Genomic DNA, 16,600 nt, shown 5'->3' with positions numbered 1-16,600 from the left:
GATGTCCTCTCCTGGAGTTTTCTGTCTTGAGGCAGGCTAGTGGTCAGAAGCGCAGCGCGCGCAGCGTCTGGAAGCTCTTGGTGATATCGGGAATATAGGGCGCGGGCGCCTGGTCATTCTCGACATAGAAATGCTGGACGCCGGCGATGGCGTTGAGCTTGAAGATCGCGGCGAAATCGACCGTGCCGCTGCCGACCGAGGTCATGCTGCGGTCCGCGCGCATATCCTTCACATGATAGGAATAGATGCGGCCGGCCAGGCTGCGGATCAGCGCCTGCGGATCCTGCCCGGCATAGATCGCCCAGTAGAGATCCAGTTCGATCTTCACGAGGTCTGGGTCGCACGCCTTCACCAGCTGGTCGAACAGGCTGACGCCGTCCGGCTTGGTGGTGAATTCGAAATCATGATTATGATAGGCAAAGCCCAGGCCCGCGGCCTTGAGCTGCGCACCGAAGCGGTTGATGTTGACCAGCGCGGCCTTCCACGCCTCCGCATTGCGATATTTGTCGACCATATAGGGCAGGACGACGGTGCCCGCGCCCAGCGTCTTCGCCATGGCCACGCTGGCATCGAACTTGTCGAGCAGCGCGTCATAGCCGATGTGCAGCGACGGGCAGGTGAGGCCCAGCCGGTCCATCGTGCTGCGCAGCAGCTTGTGGTCCATGGCGTCATAGCCGCCACCGCCAAATTCGACCTCGCGATAGCCGACCTTGGCGACCTTCTCCAAGGTGGCGACCGGATCGGCGGCGAACAGCTCGCGCACGGTGTAGAGCTGCAGGCCTACGCTGGCGATCTTGCCGGAGGCCTTGGCGGCCTGCGCGGCGAAGGGAGAGGCGGCGAGGGCGGCCAGGCCGCCGGCGCCCAGCATCATGGAACGACGGTTGAGGTTCATGCGGAATAGACCTTGTTGACCTGGGAATAGGGGAAGGCGCCGTTATATTCGCCCGGCACCGGCAGATATTCGCGTTCCTGGGTGATCCCGATCTCGGACGTGTAATAGCCCACGATCACCATCTGGCGGAACGCCTCGAAAAACTCCTCGCCCTTGGGGATCTGGTCGTTCATCGCCAGGGTCAGCAGCGCGTCATGCTGCGCCGCCGATGCCTTGGTCGCGGGGATCTTGTAATCCTGCCAGCTGCGCGCATCGATTTCGGCAAGGCCGGCGATGATCGGATCGCGATCCTCCGCCACCGACCAGTCCGCCAGCAATTTCTCGATATAGGCGGGGACGCCAGCCTCGATCGCGCCGGGCGTGTCGGTCGCCGGCAATATGCGTTCACACAGCGCGGTCATCAGCGCCCGCTGATCGGGCGTGAACAGTTGCAGGCTGGGCGCGCCCTGGTCGATCACGCCGGCGGCCGGCATCACCCCGGCGGCGCGCGCCAGCGGTGCGAACAGCCCGGCGCCGAACATGGCGACCATGCCCGCCAGCGCATGTCTGCGGTCCATCATTGTCCTGCTCCCTTCAGATCCTGTGCGATGGCTTCGTCCGGCAGCGGCCGGACCCAGATGTTGCGGAAGGACACGGGGCTGTCATGATCCTGCAACTGGATCGGCGCCTTGTCCCCATGGGCCTGATATTGGGCGATCGACCGCCATTTGGTGGTGCCCAGCATCGCCTGATGATTCTGCACCAGCACGCCGTTCAGCAGGGCGGTGACATAGGCCGGCCGGACCAGGCTGCCATCGGCGGCAAAGCGCGGCCGTTCGAAGATGATGTCATAGCTCTGCCATTCGCCCGGCTGGCGCGAGGGGTTCACCAGTGGTGGCTTCCAGGCATAGACCGCGCCGACCGTGCCGTCGGCATAGGTTGGGTTCTGATAGCCATCCAGGATCTGCACTTCGTAGCGCTGCATGAACCAGATGCCGCTATTGCCGCGATCCTGCGAGCTTTTGGTCGGCGGATTGGGCGAACGAAATTCCAGATGCAGCTGGACGTCGCCAAATTCCTGCTTCGATATCAGGTTGTTCTCGCCGCCGCTCTGGCTGCGGGGCGGGATGGTCATGATCCCCTTTTCCAGCGTCCAGGGGCCACGCTCGCCGCGCCATGCGTCGAGCGACTTGCCGTCGAAGAGGATGGTTGCGTCGGACGGTGCGCCGCCGGCCTGTGCCGCCGGGGTAACGACGGTGGGGGCGGGGCGATCGGGATCATGGACGTGCCAGTTGCCGCCGGGCAGGATCGGCGTATCCTTGAAACCCAGCTTGCCAGGCTTGTCTTGCGCCTGCGCCGCTGTGCCCACCAGCAGAGCCGTGGCCAGCGCGATACTCGTCCCTGCAAAGCCAGTCGGGATGATTTTCATCCTCGTCCTCCTCTCATCCTATATTTGGTCGATGGCGCGATAGGCGGCTACCAGCCGGTCCTCGCCCTCGCGTCCGGCCAGCGAATTGCCATGTTCCATGCCGATCACGCCGCCATAATTGCGGCCCCGCAGCCAGCGGACGATATTGGCGTAGTTGATCTCGCCGGTGCCCGGTTCCTTGCGGCCGGGATTGTCGCCGAACTGAATATAGCCGACCTCCGCCCAGCAGGCCTCCAGCGTCGGGATCAGGTTCCCGGACTGGATCTGCTCATGATAGAGGTCCGCCAATATCTTGACGCCCGGACTGTTGGCGCCGCGCGCCACCGCATAGCCCTGGGCGATCGACTGCATATAGACGCCGGGATGGTTGATCCGCGTATTGAGCGGCTCCATCACCAGCGTCAGGCCGTGCGGCGCGACGATGTCGCCGGCGCGGCGCATGCAATCGATGATCCGGCCGGTCTGGATATCCTGCGGCACCTTGCGGTCCATGAAGCCGGTGACGACGGTCGCATGTTTCGCGTTGAGGCGCTTGGCGACCTCCACGGACGTGCGGACGTCGGCCAGGAAGGCTTCGCGCTCGGCATCGTCATTGCTGCCGAGCAGCGGACGGAACTCCGCCCATTTGGGCATGCTGGCGACGAACACGCCCATGGTCATGCCGCGCTGCGCCAGCGCCCTGGCCATGGCCTCCTGCTGCTCGATCGGACGCTTGCGGGCCTCATTATCCTCCCAGGCGCGAAAGCCCTGGTCGGCGGCATAGGCGATCTGCTCCAGCAACCCGCCCCGGCTGGCGAAGCTGCCTTCATGCGGGGCGTAGCCGAGCGAGAAGCGGGCGGCATTGGAGGATCCCTTGCCGGCCGCAGCGGCGATGGCGGGGCTGGCGGCTGCGGCGACGCCGGCGGCGATCAGGTTTCTGCGCGACAGCTTCATGCCACGGCCTCCGCCCGGCGACCGGCGCGCCGGTCGGACAGCCAGATCAGCCCGAACACGACCAGCAGGATCAGCGGCACGAAGGCGAGGCGGGCGAAGGATTGCGACGCCGCCGCATCCTCCACCGCGCGCAGCGCCGGTCCGGTCAGGCGGGTGAAGGCCTCCGGCCCGCCGGCCAGTTCCACCTTGGCCTGGTCGAACATCTCGCCCAGCCGCGGCAGCACGAAGAAGCTGGCAAGCGCGCCGGCCGAGCCCACCAGCCCCAGCGCCCAGGCGTCGCCGCGCGGATAACGTTCGGCCACCGACGCCAGCATCGTCGGCCACATCGCGCATACGCCCAGGCCCCAGACGGTGGAGGCGAGGATGGCGGAGGCGGGCGACTGCGCCTGCGACAGCATGAACAGGCCGATCGCGGCGAGCAGGCTCGATACCCAGAGCAGGCCGGGGTTGGACAGGCGGCCGGCGATCCGTCCGGCAAAATGGCGGAACACGAACATCAGCGCGCTGACATAGACCAGCAGCAAAATGCCGCGCATGCCGACCCGGTTGCTGAGCGCGACGTCGAGCCACTGGCCCGGCGCCAGTTCGGACGAGGCGGTGAGGAACATCGCGCCGAACCAGATGAAGAAGCTGGGGCGGCGGACCACTTCCAGCATCATGTCCTTCATCGCCCGGCTGCCGGCGGTGGCAGGCGGCGCGGGGAAGCGGGTGGTGGACGCGATCAAAACGACGCCGATGGCCGGGATATAGGCCAGCGCCATGATCGCCTGCCAGGGCAGCGCCGAAGCGAGGAACACGCCGGCAAGGCCGCCGACGATCAGCCCGCCGGGATACCAGGCGTGCAGCACGTTCAGGCGATGGGTCGTATCCTCGGGATAGAGGCGGGCGGTCAGCGGATTGATCGACGCTTCGGCGAAGCCCCAGCCGATGCCCGACAGCAGCATGCCCAGCCATACGAGGTGATAGACGGTCATGCCGGTGGCCATGCTGCCCGCGCCCACGATCAGCGTCGTGCCGATCAGGAAGGCGATGCCGCAGCCGATCAGCACGCGGCGGATGCCGATCGTGTCGAGAAAGGCGCTGACGACGAAGACGGTGATGGAAAAGCCCAGGAAGGCCGATCCCAGCGCCGCGCCGATCATCTCGCCGGCCGCGATCGGGGCGATCGGGTCGATCCATTCCGCCTTCAGGCTGCTCGCCACCGCCGCGCGGAGCGATGCGCTCATCGAGGCGGTGAACAGCGCCAGGACGCTCAGCCAGAAAAGTCTGTGCCGGTTAATCGCCGTCATGTCGGCTCCTCTCCCTTTGGTCCCGCCGGCCTTCCGGTCGGGACATGTGTCTATCGTCGGTTGCGGCGTCAGCTGAGCCCCAGCCAGCGCCGGTTGTTGGCGGGATCACCGCCCCCTGCGAAATCGTCGAAGGCCCGTTCGGGCCGGCGGATCATGTGCGCCTCGATGAAGGGGGCGCCTTCGCGTGCGCCATCCTCGGGATGTTTCAGGCAGCATTCCCATTCCAGCACGGCCCAGCCGTCATAGCCATATTGGGTCAGGCGCGAGAATATGCCGGTGAAGTCGACCTGGCCGTCGCCCAGCGAGCGGAAGCGGCCGGGCCGGTCGACCCAGTCGGCATAGCCGCCATAGACGCCCGCACGACCGGTCGGGTTGAACTCCGCATCCTTGACGTGGAACATCCTGATGAGTTCATGATAGATGTCGATGAACTGCAGATAGTCCATCGCCTGCAGCACGAAATGGCTGGGATCATAGAGGATATTGGCGCGCTTGTGGCCGCCGACCGCATCCAGGAATCGCTCGAAGGTCAGGCCGTCATGCAGATCCTCGCCCGGATGCAGTTCGTAGCAGAGGTCGATCCCCTGTTCATCGAACGCGTCCAGGATCGGGCGCCAGCGCTTCCCCAGTTCGGCGAACGCCTCTTCCACCAGACCCGCCGGCCGCTGCGGCCAGGGATAGACGAAGGGCCAGGCCAGAGCGCCGGAGAAGGTCGCATGCGCCTTCAGCCCCAGTCGCCGGCTGGCCACGGCCGCCAGCTTCAGCTGCTCGACCGCCCAGGCCTGCCGCTCGGCCGGCTTGCCGCGCAGTTCGGCCGGCGCGAACGCATCGAATGCCGCGTCATAGGCCGGGTGGACCGCGACCAACTGGCCCTGCAAATGGGTCGACAGCTCCGAAATCTCGACCCCGGCCTCGCGGCAGCGGCCGATCAGATCGTCGCAATAATCCTGGCTTTCCGCCGCCAGCTTGAGGTCCATGCAGCGCGGATCGTTGCTGGGCACCTGAATGCCCTTATAGCCCGCCTGCGCCATCCAGCGCGCGGCATTGTCCAGATTATCGAACGGGGCGGCACCGCCCATGAACTGCGCCAGGAAGATGGCCGGGCCGCGCATCGCGCCCTTCGCCGCCGTCATTTCACGCTCTTGAGATAGGTGATGATCGCGGCGCGCTTGGCCGGATCGGGCGTGGAAATGGGCATGCGGCTGCCGGGCACCTTCTTGGTCGGCGATGCCAGATATTCGTCCAGCGCCTTCTCGTCCCATTTCAGCTTCGACGCCTTGAGCGCGGGGGAATAGTTGAAGCCGGCCAGGGTGCCGGCGGTGCGGCCGACGACGCCGACCAGATTGGGGCCAAGGCCGCTCTTGCCGCCGGGCTGCACGCTGTGACAGGCACGGCAGGCGTTGAAGGCCGGCGGTGCCGCTGGTGCGGTCTGCGCCTGGCTCGATATGGCGGGGATCATCACTGCGCCCGTTGCGAGCGCTACCAGGCCGAAGCCGATTACCCTGTGCACCCTCGACTCTCCGTCTTGTCTGTGGCTTTTATTTACCGGTAAACTGTTCCAATATGATCGGAAGATCAAGAGGCAGAATGAACGGTCTGTCGACTAATTACGAAGGAGAAGAGGATGGCGGGAAAAGCGTTGCGTCTGGGCATGGTCGGCGGTGGCGAAGGCGCCTTTATCGGCGCGATCCACCGCGCTGCCGCGGCACTGGATGGTGATTGGCGACTGGTGGCCGGTGCCTTCAGCGGCGACACGGATCGCAACCGGCGTTCAGGCGAGGCGCTGGGAATCGATCCGGCGCGCACCTATGATTCGCTCGACGCGCTGCTGGCGGGCGAACAGGCGCTGCCGGCGGATGAGCGGATCGATGCCCTGTCGATCGTGACGCCCAATCATCTCCATGCGCCGATGGCGATCGCCGCGCTTGACGCGGGCTTCCATGTCTTCTGCGAAAAGCCGATGGCGCTCGATCTGGCCGAAGCGCGCCAGATCGCGGCCGCTGCCGAACGCTCGGGCCGGCATTTCGGCCTCGCCTTCACCTATAGCGGCTATCCTCTGGTGGAGGAGGCGCGGGCGCGTGTCGCGCGTGGCGACCTCGGCAGGATCAGGCTGGTGCAGGTCGAATATTCACAAGGCTGGCTCAGCCAGGCGATCGACCGCGACGGCAACAAGCAGGCCGAATGGCGCACCGATCCGGCCCGTGCGGGCCTGGGCGGCTGCCTGGGCGACATCGGCACCCATGCCTTTCATCTGGCCGAACATGTGCCGGGCCTGCGCGTCAGCGAAATCTGCGCCGACCTCAGCATCCATGTCGAGGGACGGCGGCTCGACGACGATGTCAATGTGCTGCTGCGGCTCGACAATGGCGCGCGCGGCATCCTCAAGGCCACGCAGGTCGCGGCCGGCGACGAAAATGGGCTGAAGCTGCGCATCCATGGCGAACATGGCGGGCTGGAATGGGCGCAGATGGAACCCAATACACTGACCCTGCGCTGGCTCGATCGGCCGGCCGAAGTGCTGCGCGCGGCCGGACCGGGCCTGCTACCCTCGACCCTGCCGCTGCTGCGCACGCCCAGCGGCCATCCCGAAGGCTATATCGAGGCGTTCGCCAATCTCTATCGCGCTTTCGCCACGCGCATCCGGGGCGGCGAAGCCTGGTTCCCGTCGGTCGGCGACGGTCTGCAAACCATGGGCTTCGTCGAAACCGTCATCGCCAATGCGGCGGGCGACGCCAAATGGACCGCGCTGCCCGGCGCATGACATGAAAGGGGAAGCGCGACATGATCGCCGCGCTTCCCTCAATCCTCAGTGCGCAGCGCCCTTCTTGGGCAGCAGCGGATTGATCGTCTGGATGCTGCCATCGGCATTGTAGCGCAGTTCCGTCACCTTGACGTTGCGCAGGCGGGTCTGCCCCGACAACTGGCTGTCGGCATAGAAGAGCCAGGACTTGCCGCCCCATTCGACGATCGAATGATGGGTGGTCCAGCCTTCTACCGGCTCCAGGATGCGGCCCTTGTAGGTGAAGGGGCCATAAGGGGAATCGCCGACGGCATAGACCAGATAATGGGTGTCGCCGGTCGAATAGCTGAAATAATATTTGCCATCATGCTTGTGCATCCATGACGCCTCGAAGAAGCGGCGATCATGGTCGCCGCCCAGCAGCGGCTTGCCCTTGTCGTCCAGGATCTGGATCTCGCGCGGGGTTTCGGCAAATTCCAGCATGTCGCCGTTCAGCCTGGCGACGCGCGGCGCGATCGCCGGCTTGTCATCCTGTTTCAGGTCGGTCTTCGACCCGTCCGGATCATATTTCCCGCCGATATTGCGCTGCAACTGGCCGCCCCAGATGCCGCCGAAATAGATATAGCTCTGCCCGTCGGCGTCGGTGAAGACGGCCGGATCGATCGAATAGCTGCCCTTGATCGGTTGCGGCTGCGCCTTGAACGGCCCCATCGGATCCTTGGACGTGGCGACGCCGATGCGGAAGGCGCCTTCCTTGTCCTTGGCCGGGAAGTAGAGATAATAGGTGCCATTCTTGTAGGCCGCGTCGGGCGCCCACATCTGCTTGTCGGCCCAGGGCACATCCTTCACGTCCAGCGCCACCGGCCCAACCGTCACCGGCCCGCCGATCTTGTCCATCGACAGGACATGATAGTCGCGCATCTCGAAATGGCTGCCCAGGTCATCCTCGGGCGTCGGCCCGTCAATGTCGTGGCTGGGATAGACATAGATCTTGCCGTTCCACACATGGGCGGACGGGTCGGCGGTGTAGATGTCGCTGACCAGCGGCTGGGACAGATATTCGGACGCATCGCGCTTGCCGCCCGCGGCATTGTCGGCCGGCTGTTCAGCCTTCTGTTCGCCCTTCTGTTCCGGCGCCTGCTGGCAGGCGGCGAGCGCCAGTCCCAGGGCCAGCGGCCATGCGTATAGGCACATTCCGCGCTTGATCGTCATATCATCCTCTCCTTGCGATTTGCGCAATTGATAGCGTTATCATAAATCGCGTGCAACGCTCGATTGGCGCCGCCCTTTCAGCGGTTGAGGCGCTGCATCACCATCGCCCGCAGGCGTCGCGCCTCCAGCGGCGTCAGCGGCGCCAACGGCCCCTGCGCATGGTCGGGCAGATGGTCGCGCGCATCCTGCGCTGGTCCGAACAGATAATGGTCGAACAGCGCGCGCCAGGCCATGCGCTCGGGCTCCGGCCGCTCGCGGATGCTGAGCAGCCCGTGCAGCAGCGTCGCCATCGGCGTGTCGATGAAGTCGGGGACGGCGTCCCACCAATAGTTCATCATGATGTTGAAGCCGTCGCGCGCCTCGACCTGATGCCACCAGAGCGCCGGGTAGAAGAGCGCGTCGCCCGGCTCCAGTTCGGCTACCTCGCCGGCCGCCAATGCCTGCGCAAAGCGCGGATAACGGGCCAGATCGGGCGCGGCCGGATCGACCATGCTGACCACCTGGCCGCCGGGCGTCGGCGACAGCGGACCGGGATAGAGATTGCCCACCTGATCGGGCGGAAACAAAGTGAAGCGCCGCCGCCCGACCAGGCAACAGGCCAGGTTGTGCGAGCTGTCATAATGGGTCGCGGCGACCGTGCGGTTGCCGATCCACAGGCTGACGGTCGGCACTGCCGCACCGAACAGGCCGGGCAGGTCATGGTCGGCGCGCAGGCCGGGGAAATAGCGGTCGACATCGGTCGACCCGATATAGATGGCCGGTCCGTCGCCACCTGGATCCGCCCGAATCCTATCGAGATAATGGGGCAGCGGCGCCTGTCCGCGATCGAAATTGAAGCCGGTCAGTTCATCATTGTAGAAGAAGCGGCCCCCGGCACCCCGCGCCCCGACATAGCCGGTGACCGGCGCGCCACCATAATTGGCCAGCAATCGGTCCATCGCCGCCTGCGCCGACAGTCGCCCGGCCGCGACCAGTGGCCAGTTATCGACCAGTCCGCCGATCACAACCGGCCTCTGCGCCGCCATCAGATCGTCGAGCCAGCCAGGCGTCAGGTCGCTGGCGGCAATCCGCCGGGTCTGGCGCAGCGTCACGCCGCCTGCCGCGCCCGCTTGCGCAGGATCAGATCCTCGATATTGGCGAGCGAGGAACGGATCGCATAGGCCAGTTGCAACAGGCCCGCCTGATGCAGCGCCTGCAGCGTCGGACCATCCAGCGCCTCCAGCCGATCGGCATCGATGGTGAAGCGACCGGCAATGTCATAGCGCTGCGCGTCATCGATCGCGATGTCCAGTGCGATCGGCGCCAGCAGCCCGGCCTGTTCGAACGCGGTGAACATCGGCGCGCTCAGGCCATGGCCTTCATGGATGGTGCGCAGCGCATCGGCGACATGGTCCAGATAGGGCGCGTTGCCGCCATGGGGCAGGAACAACGCTTCGCCCGCCGCGCCGACGCGCGGATCGTCCAGGTCGACATGGATCACCGGATGATCTTCGCCGTCGCGCTGCTGCATGCCGATCAGGAAAGGGCCGCGCCGATGGATGGCGGGCACATAGCGTGCGGTCCAGCCCCCGGCGTCGAGAAACAGATTTTCGTCGCGATCGAACCCCAGCAGCGCAGTGAGCTGCCAGATGCCCTGAGCATCGCGCTGGATCAGGATCGGATATTCCCGCTGGATCGCGTCGATCTCGGTCGGGAAGATCAGGGTCTGGTTGACGGCATCCCCGAAGGCGGCGCCATTGCCCGGTGCGACCCGAAGCGCGGCATGGGTGATGGGATCGAGTATCATCGTGCTGGTCATGGAATATCCGGCGTGCCGCATGAACGGGCGGCCATAGTAGGGCGTCGGCGGCGCAGGAAAAGCCCTTTGCGAGGCCCGCCCCGATGCAGTCCGCCCGACGCAATCGTGAAAGTCGGGGCCGCCCGGCAGGACGGCCCCGGGCTCACCCCCTTAGAAGCGGAAGCGCCCACCCAGCAGGAAGCGACGGTCCAGCTCCTGCGCATACCACAGGTTGCTCTTGTCGCGGCCATAGGTGCGGATGTCGCTCTCGGTCAGGTTGATCGCCTCGAACGAGACGGCAAACTGTTCCGACACATCCCAGCTGATGTTGAGATCGAGCTGACCGAACGGGCGCACGAACACCGGGTTGCGATCGCCGCCGCCACGATTGGCCGACTGCAGGAACTTGTCGCGCCAGTTATAGGCGAGACGGGCCGACAGGCCGTTCTTGTCATAGATCAGCGTGGCGTTGGCGGTATCCGACAGGCCGACCAGCGCGAACTGGTCCTCGCTCGGATCGGCGCCGACATCGATGCCCACGTCACCCCGGACCAGCGTATAGGCCGCCGACACACCGAAACCGGTATTGCCGAAGAAATGCTGGGCGGCGAGTTCGAAGCCCCAGATCTTGCCCTGCCGGTTGTTGATCGGCTGCGTGACCTCGAAATCGTAGAGCGGGTCATTGGCGTCCGGCGTCAGGTCGACTTCGGTCAGCACCTGGTCGATGAAGGCCTGGCTGAGCGCGCCGTTCGAATAGTTCGCCTGGAACTGCTGCGACGCGGCATCGATATTGCCCTGCTGCTGCAGCAATGCCGTCATCGTGAACAGGTTGACGTCGCTCGGGTCCGCACCCAGCCGCTTGAGTTCAGCCAGTGCGGTGCCCGATCGCGATCCCGCCGCGCCCGAACTGACGTCGCGCAGCCCGAACAGGTTGCGCGTCGTCTGGCCGGTGCCGACGAAATTCTGCACCCGCTTTTCGAACACGCCCGCCGAAATATAGCTCGATGGCTTGTAATACCATTCGAACGACAGATCGAGGTTGTCGGAAATCAGCGGCGACAGGCGGGCATTGCCGGTCGAGCCAGTGGCAAAGCCACCGAGCGCGATCGGCCGCGGCGGGGTGCCGACCGAGCTTGCCACGAACAGATTGCCATAATCGGGCCGGGCAATGGTCTTGCTGAATGAGAAGCGACCGATGAAATTCTTCGCCAGCTCGATCTGGAAGTCCATCGCGGGCAGGAAGTTGTTGTAATTGCCGCTGTCCGAAACCGGCTGGACCTCATCCGACACCACCAGGGTGAAGTCGTTATCCGATACCCAGTTGATCGCCTGTGGCACCGCCACCAGCGATGTCGAACGCACCTTGGTCCGTTCGTAACGTGCGCCGACCACCAGCGATGCCGGACGGCCCGCCAGTTCGCCCTTCCAGGTCAACTGGCCATAAGCGGACCAGATATCCTCCTTGACCCGGTTATCTTCCTGCTGGGTGATGCCGATGGCGTTGCCGCGCTGGGCATAATAAGGCGACAGCGCATTATAGAGATCGACGGCGCTGCCTTGGAAGGCGGTCAGCGTCGCGCCCTGACCCTTGGCATCGAAATTGTCGAACTTGCAGACCAGGCAATATTCCTGCAGCACACCCGGCGCGACCGATGCGATATCGCCGACATTGCTGATGCCCCAGTCGCCCAGTGTCTGCTGCGTCTGGGTGCGGGTCTGGCGCATCTTGGACGTGCGGTAATTGGCGCCGACATCGAAGCGGCTGCCGCCATCATCCAGTTCCCAGCCCAGGTCGGCGCGGATCTCGTTGAGCCGCTGGCGCTGCGCCGAGGACACGGTGCGGCCCATCTGCGACCCCAGATCACCCAGATCCAGCACGCCATTTCCATTGCCGCGCAGGGCATCGTTTATGGTGATCGACTGGACCGGGATGACGCCGCTGAAATCGGCCGACTGCGACGCCACGATCGGCGCGCCCAGGCCCACCAGCGTCGAGCTGACGCCATTGGGATTGTCGGGCGAGCTTTGCGCCAGGCCAGTATGGCCGTCGATCGACAGAGTGACGCGGTCGTTGATCTCCCACTTGGCGTTCAGGCCATAATCCTGCAGCCGGTTGCGCACGCCGCGTTCGGCCTGTTCGAAGGCCGCGTCCTTCACGCCGGCGATATTCTCCTGCAGATAGCTGGTCGTGGCGACCACCGGATTGCCGTCAAACTCCACCTGGGCGAAGGGCCGGTTGAACCAGTTGCCCTGGCTGGCGCGCTGTTCCCGCTGCTTGTTCTGGGCGAACAGTGCGTCGGCGGTGAAGGTCAGCGTCTCGGTCGGGCGGAATTGCATGACCGCCGATCCGTTGATGCGTTCGCGCGAGCCCTGCGAATAATAATAGCTGCTGTCATTGGGCACCGACACCAAAGTATTCGGGTCGGTGGGCGCGTTGCTGATCTGGGTATTGGCGTTGACGAAGCCGTTGGCCGGATCGGCGAACTGGCTGTAACGGCGGATGTTCCAGTTGTTGACGGTCGCGCCGCGGGTCGAGAAATTGCGCTTCTGATAGCTGCCGAAGATCGACACGCCGAACACTTCATTCTCGTCGCGCCAGCTCAGCAGGCCCGATGCTTCGGGCGTGATCTTGGCCGGGTCGCTCAGACTCTTTTCGACGCTGGTGTCATAGAGCGCCTTGACGCCGATCGTGCCGCTGAAGCCCGCCTCGCGCGCGTCGAGCGGCTTGCGGGTGACGACGTTGATCGACGCGCCGATGCCGCCCGACGGGATCGCCGCGCGACCGGTCTTGTAGACTTCCAGCGTGCTGACGCCTTCCGACGCCAGATTGCCGAAGTCGAAGGAGCGGCTGGTGCCCGACGAATAATCGGCATTCTGGTCGCCGCCGACGGAGGTGACATTGGCCGATGGCAGCGCGCGCCCGTTCAGCGTCACCAGGTTGAAGCCGCCGCCAAAGCCGCGGACCGTGACCTGCGAGCCTTCGCCATTGACGCGGTCGATCGACACGCCGGTGATACGCTGCAGCGATTCCGCCAGGTTGGTGTCGGGGAACTTGCCGATATCTTCGGCCGAAATGGCATCGACCACACCGCTCGAATTGCGCTTGATGTCGATCGCGCGATCAAGGCTGGCGCGCACGCCGGTGACGATGATGTCGGCTTCGGCATTCTGGACGGCAGCGTCCTGCGCCTGCGCCACCGTTGGTGTAACGCTATACGTTAGCGCTATCAGAGACGCGCAACGCATGAATCTGGAATATGGTAAGCCCATTTCAGAATCCTCCCTTTTTTAACAGCTCGCCCACATCGATCCTTATTGGACGTTCATGCTAGCCTAATGGCCAGCGTTGTCAATTATGATGCTATAATCGGTTAAAGTCCCTAAGGGTTTGATTTACAGATTTATATTTTACTGAAAATAATGGTTTTTTATGTTTTATTGTGCATTGCAAAAAATATTCTACCGATGCGCATTTTTTGACTAGACCAATTCTGCGGGACAATAGCGGCGCAGGAATTCGCGATGACTGGGCATCTCCGCCACGACCCCGGCAATGTCCTTGCGCATCCGCGCCAGTTCCTCGCGCAGCTGCGGTTCGGGCATCATCGCCGCGACATGATGATAGCCGCGCGGGTGCATGCCCTGACCCAGCAGCACCGATGACCAGCTGTCGACGCGGAACAGCTCATGCCCCAATTGATAGGCGCGGCCATTTTCCTGCCACAGCGCCAGCCTTTCCTTCAGGCTGTCGGGTATCTCCATCGTCCGGCAATGATCCCAGAAGGGGGAATCGTCGCGCTGGGTCACATGATAGTGAAGGATGATGAAGTCGCGAATATTCTCGAACTCCAGCCGTGACTTGCGGTTGAAATGGTCGAGCAGCGCGTCGTCGAACCCGTGGAAGGGGAAATCCTCGATCAGCCGCGTCACCGCCGCCATCATCAGGTGGATGCTGGTCGATTCGAGCGGCTCGATAAAGCCGCCGGCCAGCCCCAGGCCGACGCAGTTCTTGTGCCAGGCCCTGGTCCGGGTACCGGTCTTGAACCGCACCAGCCACGGGTCGACGATCGGTTCCCCCTCGATCTCCGCCAGCAGCCGGGCATGCGCCTCGTCGTCGGACATGAAATCGCTGGTGAAGACGAAGCCGTTGCCGTCGCGATGCTGCAGCGGGATGCGCCAACGCCAGCCCGCCTCATGCGCGATCGCCGAGGTATAAGGCTGGGCCGGGCCGTCGGAGGTGGACTGGACCGCGACCGCCCGGTCGGTGCGGATCCACTGGCCCCAATCCTCGAAGCCGACACCCAGCGCCTCGCCCAGCAACAGCGATCGAAAACCGGTGCAGTCGATGAACAGGTCACCCTCGATCCGCGTGCCCGATTCCAGCACCAACGCCGCGATATGGCCGCTCTCGGGCGCCAGTTCGACATTGCGGATCTTGCCTTCGACCCGCTTCACCCCCGCCGGCTCGGCCAGGCTGCGCAGGAAGCGGGCATAGCGCGCCGCGTCGATATGATAGGCATAGCTGGGCGCGACCGAACTGCTGAGCGACATGCGATTGGCCTCGCCCGCCACCCATTCCAGGCAATATTCGCCCAGCTCGCCGCCAAAGCCCTGCGCCCTGGCATACAGCCAGAAATGGTGAAAATCGGCCATCCAGCTCCATTGCAGCCCGATCGTGCCGAACGGGTGGATATAGCGGTCGCCGATCTGCCCCCAATTCTTGAACTCGATGCCCAGCTTCACCGTCGCCTGCGCCTCGGCCATGAAGCGGTCTTCGCGGATCTTCATCAACTGGTGGAAGCCGCGGAAGGTCGGCACGGTGGATTCGCCCACGCCGATGGTGCCGATCGCGTCGGATTCGATCAGTATGATGTCGATCAGCGGCCCCAGATGGCGGACCAGCGCGGTCGCCGTCACCCAGCCGGCAGTGCCGCCGCCGGCGACGACAACCCGCTTCACCACCCGGTCGGACGTCGGAAAATCTGCATGCATGTCGGTCATTCCAGCGGAAGGGAAAACAGGATGGGGCGCCGCATCGGTCAGGCAGCACCGGGCGTGGCGACGGCGCGCGCGGTGGGGTCATCGTCCGGCCCGTCGGCGATCGGGCCGCCCAGCCCCTTCCGGCGTGCCAGCCGGTCGATCGCCGGAACCGTCATCATCGTCGTCACGATCGTCATCAGCGCCAGCATCGCGAACAGTTCCGGCCCGATAATGCCGCGCTGCAGGCCGATATTGATGACCAGCAATTCCATCAGCCCGCGCGCATTCATCAGCGCGCCGACGGCGAGCGCGGTGACATTGTCCTGCCCGGTCAGCCGCGCCGCCGCCCAGCAGGCGCCCCCCTTGGCCAGGATCGATGCCGCCAGGATCGCCAGCGCAACCAGCGCCAGCGACAGGCTGCTGACCATCGTCACCTGCGTATTGAGGCCGGAAACGGTGAAGAAGATCGGCACGAGGAGGCCGATGGTCATCGGTTCCAGCCTGCGGGCCAGCCCCTGCGACAGGATGCCGCGCGGCATCGCCACCCCCAGCAGGAAGCCGCCGAACACGGCATGCAGTCCGGCCATGTCCATCGCCCAGGCGCAACCGCCGAACAGCAGCAGCACGACCAGCAACATGGCCGGCGTGACCCGCCCTTCCCGCTCCGCCCAGCGAGCGAGCGGCGCCAGCAGCCGGCTGCCCAGGAACAGCATGACGATCGCGAACAGCCCGCCGCCGCCCAGCGCCCGGACCGCGATCATTCCGTCCGCGCCGATGCAGGCGAGCAGGATCGCCAGGATCGACCAGGCGATCGCATCGTCGATCGCCCCGGCCGACAGCGCCAGCGCGGCCAGCGGCGTGCCGCCCAGCCCCCGTTCGCGGATGATCCGCGCCAGCACGGGAAAGGCGGTGATGGAAATGGCGACGCCGATGAACAGGGTCGCCTCGAACGGCGTGACCGTCGGCCCGAACAGCCCCATGGCCGACAGCCAGGGCGTCAGCGCCACCGCGCCCAGAAAGGGCGCGATGATGCCGCACAACGAAACCGCAACGGCGCTGCCCGCCTGAAGATGGAAATGCGCGCGGCGAAAGCCGAGGCCGACCAGGAACATGTAGAGGCCGATGCCGGCCTGCGCGACAAATTGCAGCAGCGGCCGAGTCTCGATCGGGAAGAGCAGCGCCTGGGCCTGCGGCGCCAGCCAGCCAAGCAGCGAGGGACCAAGCAGGATGCCCGCGATCATGTCGCCGATCACCCGTGGCTGGCGCAGGAACCGGCCGACCAGCCCGCCGGACAGGCGACAGGCGCCAAGAATGACGACCATCTGCACCGCCAACGCCGCGCCGACATGGACCAGATCCATGCACCCCT

The 16,600-nt window shown here is 64.9% G+C and carries 14 protein-coding genes; 1 reads left to right on the top strand and 13 read right to left on the bottom strand.

Annotated features, from left to right (window positions below):
* Positions 1-43 precede the first annotated feature (43 nt).
* The 7 genes from E5554_RS04740 to E5554_RS04710 all read right to left on the bottom strand — a co-directional run bounded on the left by E5554_RS04740 (position 44) and on the right by E5554_RS04710 (position 6,020).
* Entirely contained in the window at positions 44-892 is an 849-nt protein-coding gene (locus E5554_RS04740) for a sugar phosphate isomerase/epimerase (protein WP_136186109.1), read from the bottom strand.
* Positions 889-1,452, bottom strand: a complete 564-nt coding sequence (locus tag E5554_RS04735) for a gluconate 2-dehydrogenase subunit 3 family protein (RefSeq protein WP_004209525.1) — start codon at positions 1,450-1,452, stop codon at positions 889-891. The genes E5554_RS04740 and E5554_RS04735 overlap by 4 nt, the downstream gene beginning before the upstream one ends.
* The gene (locus E5554_RS04730) at positions 1,449-2,300 is read right to left on the bottom strand and encodes a DUF1080 domain-containing protein (RefSeq protein ID WP_136186108.1); all 852 of its coding nucleotides are present in this window, start codon (positions 2,298-2,300) and stop codon (positions 1,449-1,451) included. The genes E5554_RS04735 and E5554_RS04730 overlap by 4 nt, the downstream gene beginning before the upstream one ends.
* Before the next feature lie 18 nt (positions 2,301-2,318).
* The gene (locus E5554_RS04725) at positions 2,319-3,233 is read right to left on the bottom strand and encodes a TIM barrel protein (RefSeq protein ID WP_136186107.1); all 915 of its coding nucleotides are present in this window, start codon (positions 3,231-3,233) and stop codon (positions 2,319-2,321) included.
* Positions 3,230-4,522, bottom strand: coding sequence for an MFS transporter (locus E5554_RS04720; RefSeq protein ID WP_004209522.1), 1,293 nt, complete (start codon positions 4,520-4,522; stop codon positions 3,230-3,232). The genes E5554_RS04725 and E5554_RS04720 overlap by 4 nt, the downstream gene beginning before the upstream one ends.
* 68 nt (positions 4,523-4,590) lie before the next feature.
* Complete coding sequence (locus tag E5554_RS04715) at positions 4,591-5,655, bottom strand: sugar phosphate isomerase/epimerase (protein WP_136186106.1); 1,065 nt, start codon at positions 5,653-5,655, stop codon at positions 4,591-4,593.
* Positions 5,652-6,020, bottom strand: coding sequence for a c-type cytochrome (locus tag E5554_RS04710; RefSeq protein WP_136188255.1), 369 nt, complete (start codon positions 6,018-6,020; stop codon positions 5,652-5,654). The genes E5554_RS04715 and E5554_RS04710 overlap by 4 nt, the downstream gene beginning before the upstream one ends.
* Positions 6,021-6,146: 126 nt before the next feature.
* Between E5554_RS04710 and E5554_RS04705 the strand changes: the two genes are divergently transcribed.
* A complete protein-coding gene (locus tag E5554_RS04705) occupies positions 6,147-7,283 on the top strand; it encodes a Gfo/Idh/MocA family oxidoreductase (RefSeq protein WP_136186105.1) in 1,137 nt (378 codons plus the stop codon).
* Positions 7,284-7,328: 45 nt separating this feature from the next.
* On the opposite strand, the gene E5554_RS04700 is transcribed toward E5554_RS04705, so the two are convergent.
* From E5554_RS04700 to E5554_RS04675, 6 genes are all read right to left on the bottom strand, one after another.
* The gene (locus E5554_RS04700; RefSeq protein ID WP_136186104.1) at positions 7,329-8,474 is read right to left on the bottom strand and encodes a glycoside hydrolase family 43 protein; all 1,146 of its coding nucleotides are present in this window, start codon (positions 8,472-8,474) and stop codon (positions 7,329-7,331) included.
* 77 nt (positions 8,475-8,551) lie between these two features.
* Positions 8,552-9,565 carry a cupin-like domain-containing protein gene (locus E5554_RS04695; protein WP_136186103.1) on the bottom strand — a complete coding sequence of 338 codons (1,014 nt, stop codon included), beginning with the start codon at positions 9,563-9,565 and terminating at the stop codon, positions 8,552-8,554.
* Positions 9,562-10,272, bottom strand: coding sequence for a SapC family protein (locus E5554_RS04690; RefSeq protein ID WP_136186102.1), 711 nt, complete (start codon positions 10,270-10,272; stop codon positions 9,562-9,564). The genes E5554_RS04695 and E5554_RS04690 overlap by 4 nt, the downstream gene beginning before the upstream one ends.
* Before the next feature lie 150 nt (positions 10,273-10,422).
* Positions 10,423-13,449: a TonB-dependent receptor gene (locus E5554_RS04685; RefSeq protein WP_122129920.1), complete on the bottom strand. Its 3,027-nt coding sequence runs from the start codon at positions 13,447-13,449 to the stop codon at positions 10,423-10,425.
* Between the two features lie 282 nt (positions 13,450-13,731).
* Entirely contained in the window at positions 13,732-15,243 is a 1,512-nt protein-coding gene (locus E5554_RS04680; RefSeq protein ID WP_136188254.1) for a tryptophan halogenase family protein, read from the bottom strand.
* 47 nt (positions 15,244-15,290) lie between these two features.
* Positions 15,291-16,592 carry a cation:proton antiporter gene (locus E5554_RS04675; protein ID WP_136186101.1) on the bottom strand — a complete coding sequence of 434 codons (1,302 nt, stop codon included), beginning with the start codon at positions 16,590-16,592 and terminating at the stop codon, positions 15,291-15,293.
* Between the last annotated feature and the right edge of the window lie 8 nt (positions 16,593-16,600).

The sequence above is a fragment of the Sphingobium sp. PAMC28499 genome (assembly GCF_004795815.1).
Taxonomy (GTDB): Bacteria; Pseudomonadota; Alphaproteobacteria; order Sphingomonadales; family Sphingomonadaceae; genus Sphingobium; species Sphingobium yanoikuyae.
The sequence above is the reverse complement of the archived record's forward strand: the minus strand, read 5'-3'. Positions and strand labels throughout refer to the sequence as shown.

Bases quoted from the DNA above. Each gene is read 5' to 3' on its own strand.
- E5554_RS04740 (WP_136186109.1), bottom strand. From the start codon at position 892: ATGAACCTCAACCGTCGTTCCATGATGCTGGGCGCCGGCGGCCTGGCC.
- E5554_RS04735 (WP_004209525.1), bottom strand. From the start codon at position 1,452: ATGATGGACCGCAGACATGCGCTGGCGGGCATGGTCGCCATGTTCGGC.
- E5554_RS04730 (WP_136186108.1), bottom strand. From the start codon at position 2,300: ATGAAAATCATCCCGACTGGCTTTGCAGGGACGAGTATCGCGCTGGCC.
- E5554_RS04725 (WP_136186107.1), bottom strand. From the start codon at position 3,233: ATGAAGCTGTCGCGCAGAAACCTGATCGCCGCCGGCGTCGCCGCAGCC.
- E5554_RS04720 (WP_004209522.1), bottom strand. From the start codon at position 4,522: ATGACGGCGATTAACCGGCACAGACTTTTCTGGCTGAGCGTCCTGGCG.
- E5554_RS04715 (WP_136186106.1), bottom strand. From the start codon at position 5,655: ATGACGGCGGCGAAGGGCGCGATGCGCGGCCCGGCCATCTTCCTGGCG.
- E5554_RS04705 (WP_136186105.1), top strand. From the start codon at position 6,147: ATGGCGGGAAAAGCGTTGCGTCTGGGCATGGTCGGCGGTGGCGAAGGC.
- E5554_RS04700 (WP_136186104.1), bottom strand. From the start codon at position 8,474: ATGACGATCAAGCGCGGAATGTGCCTATACGCATGGCCGCTGGCCCTG.
- E5554_RS04690 (WP_136186102.1), bottom strand. From the start codon at position 10,272: ATGACCAGCACGATGATACTCGATCCCATCACCCATGCCGCGCTTCGG.
- E5554_RS04680 (WP_136188254.1), bottom strand. From the start codon at position 15,243: ATGCATGCAGATTTTCCGACGTCCGACCGGGTGGTGAAGCGGGTTGTC.
- E5554_RS04675 (WP_136186101.1), bottom strand. From the start codon at position 16,592: ATGGATCTGGTCCATGTCGGCGCGGCGTTGGCGGTGCAGATGGTCGTC.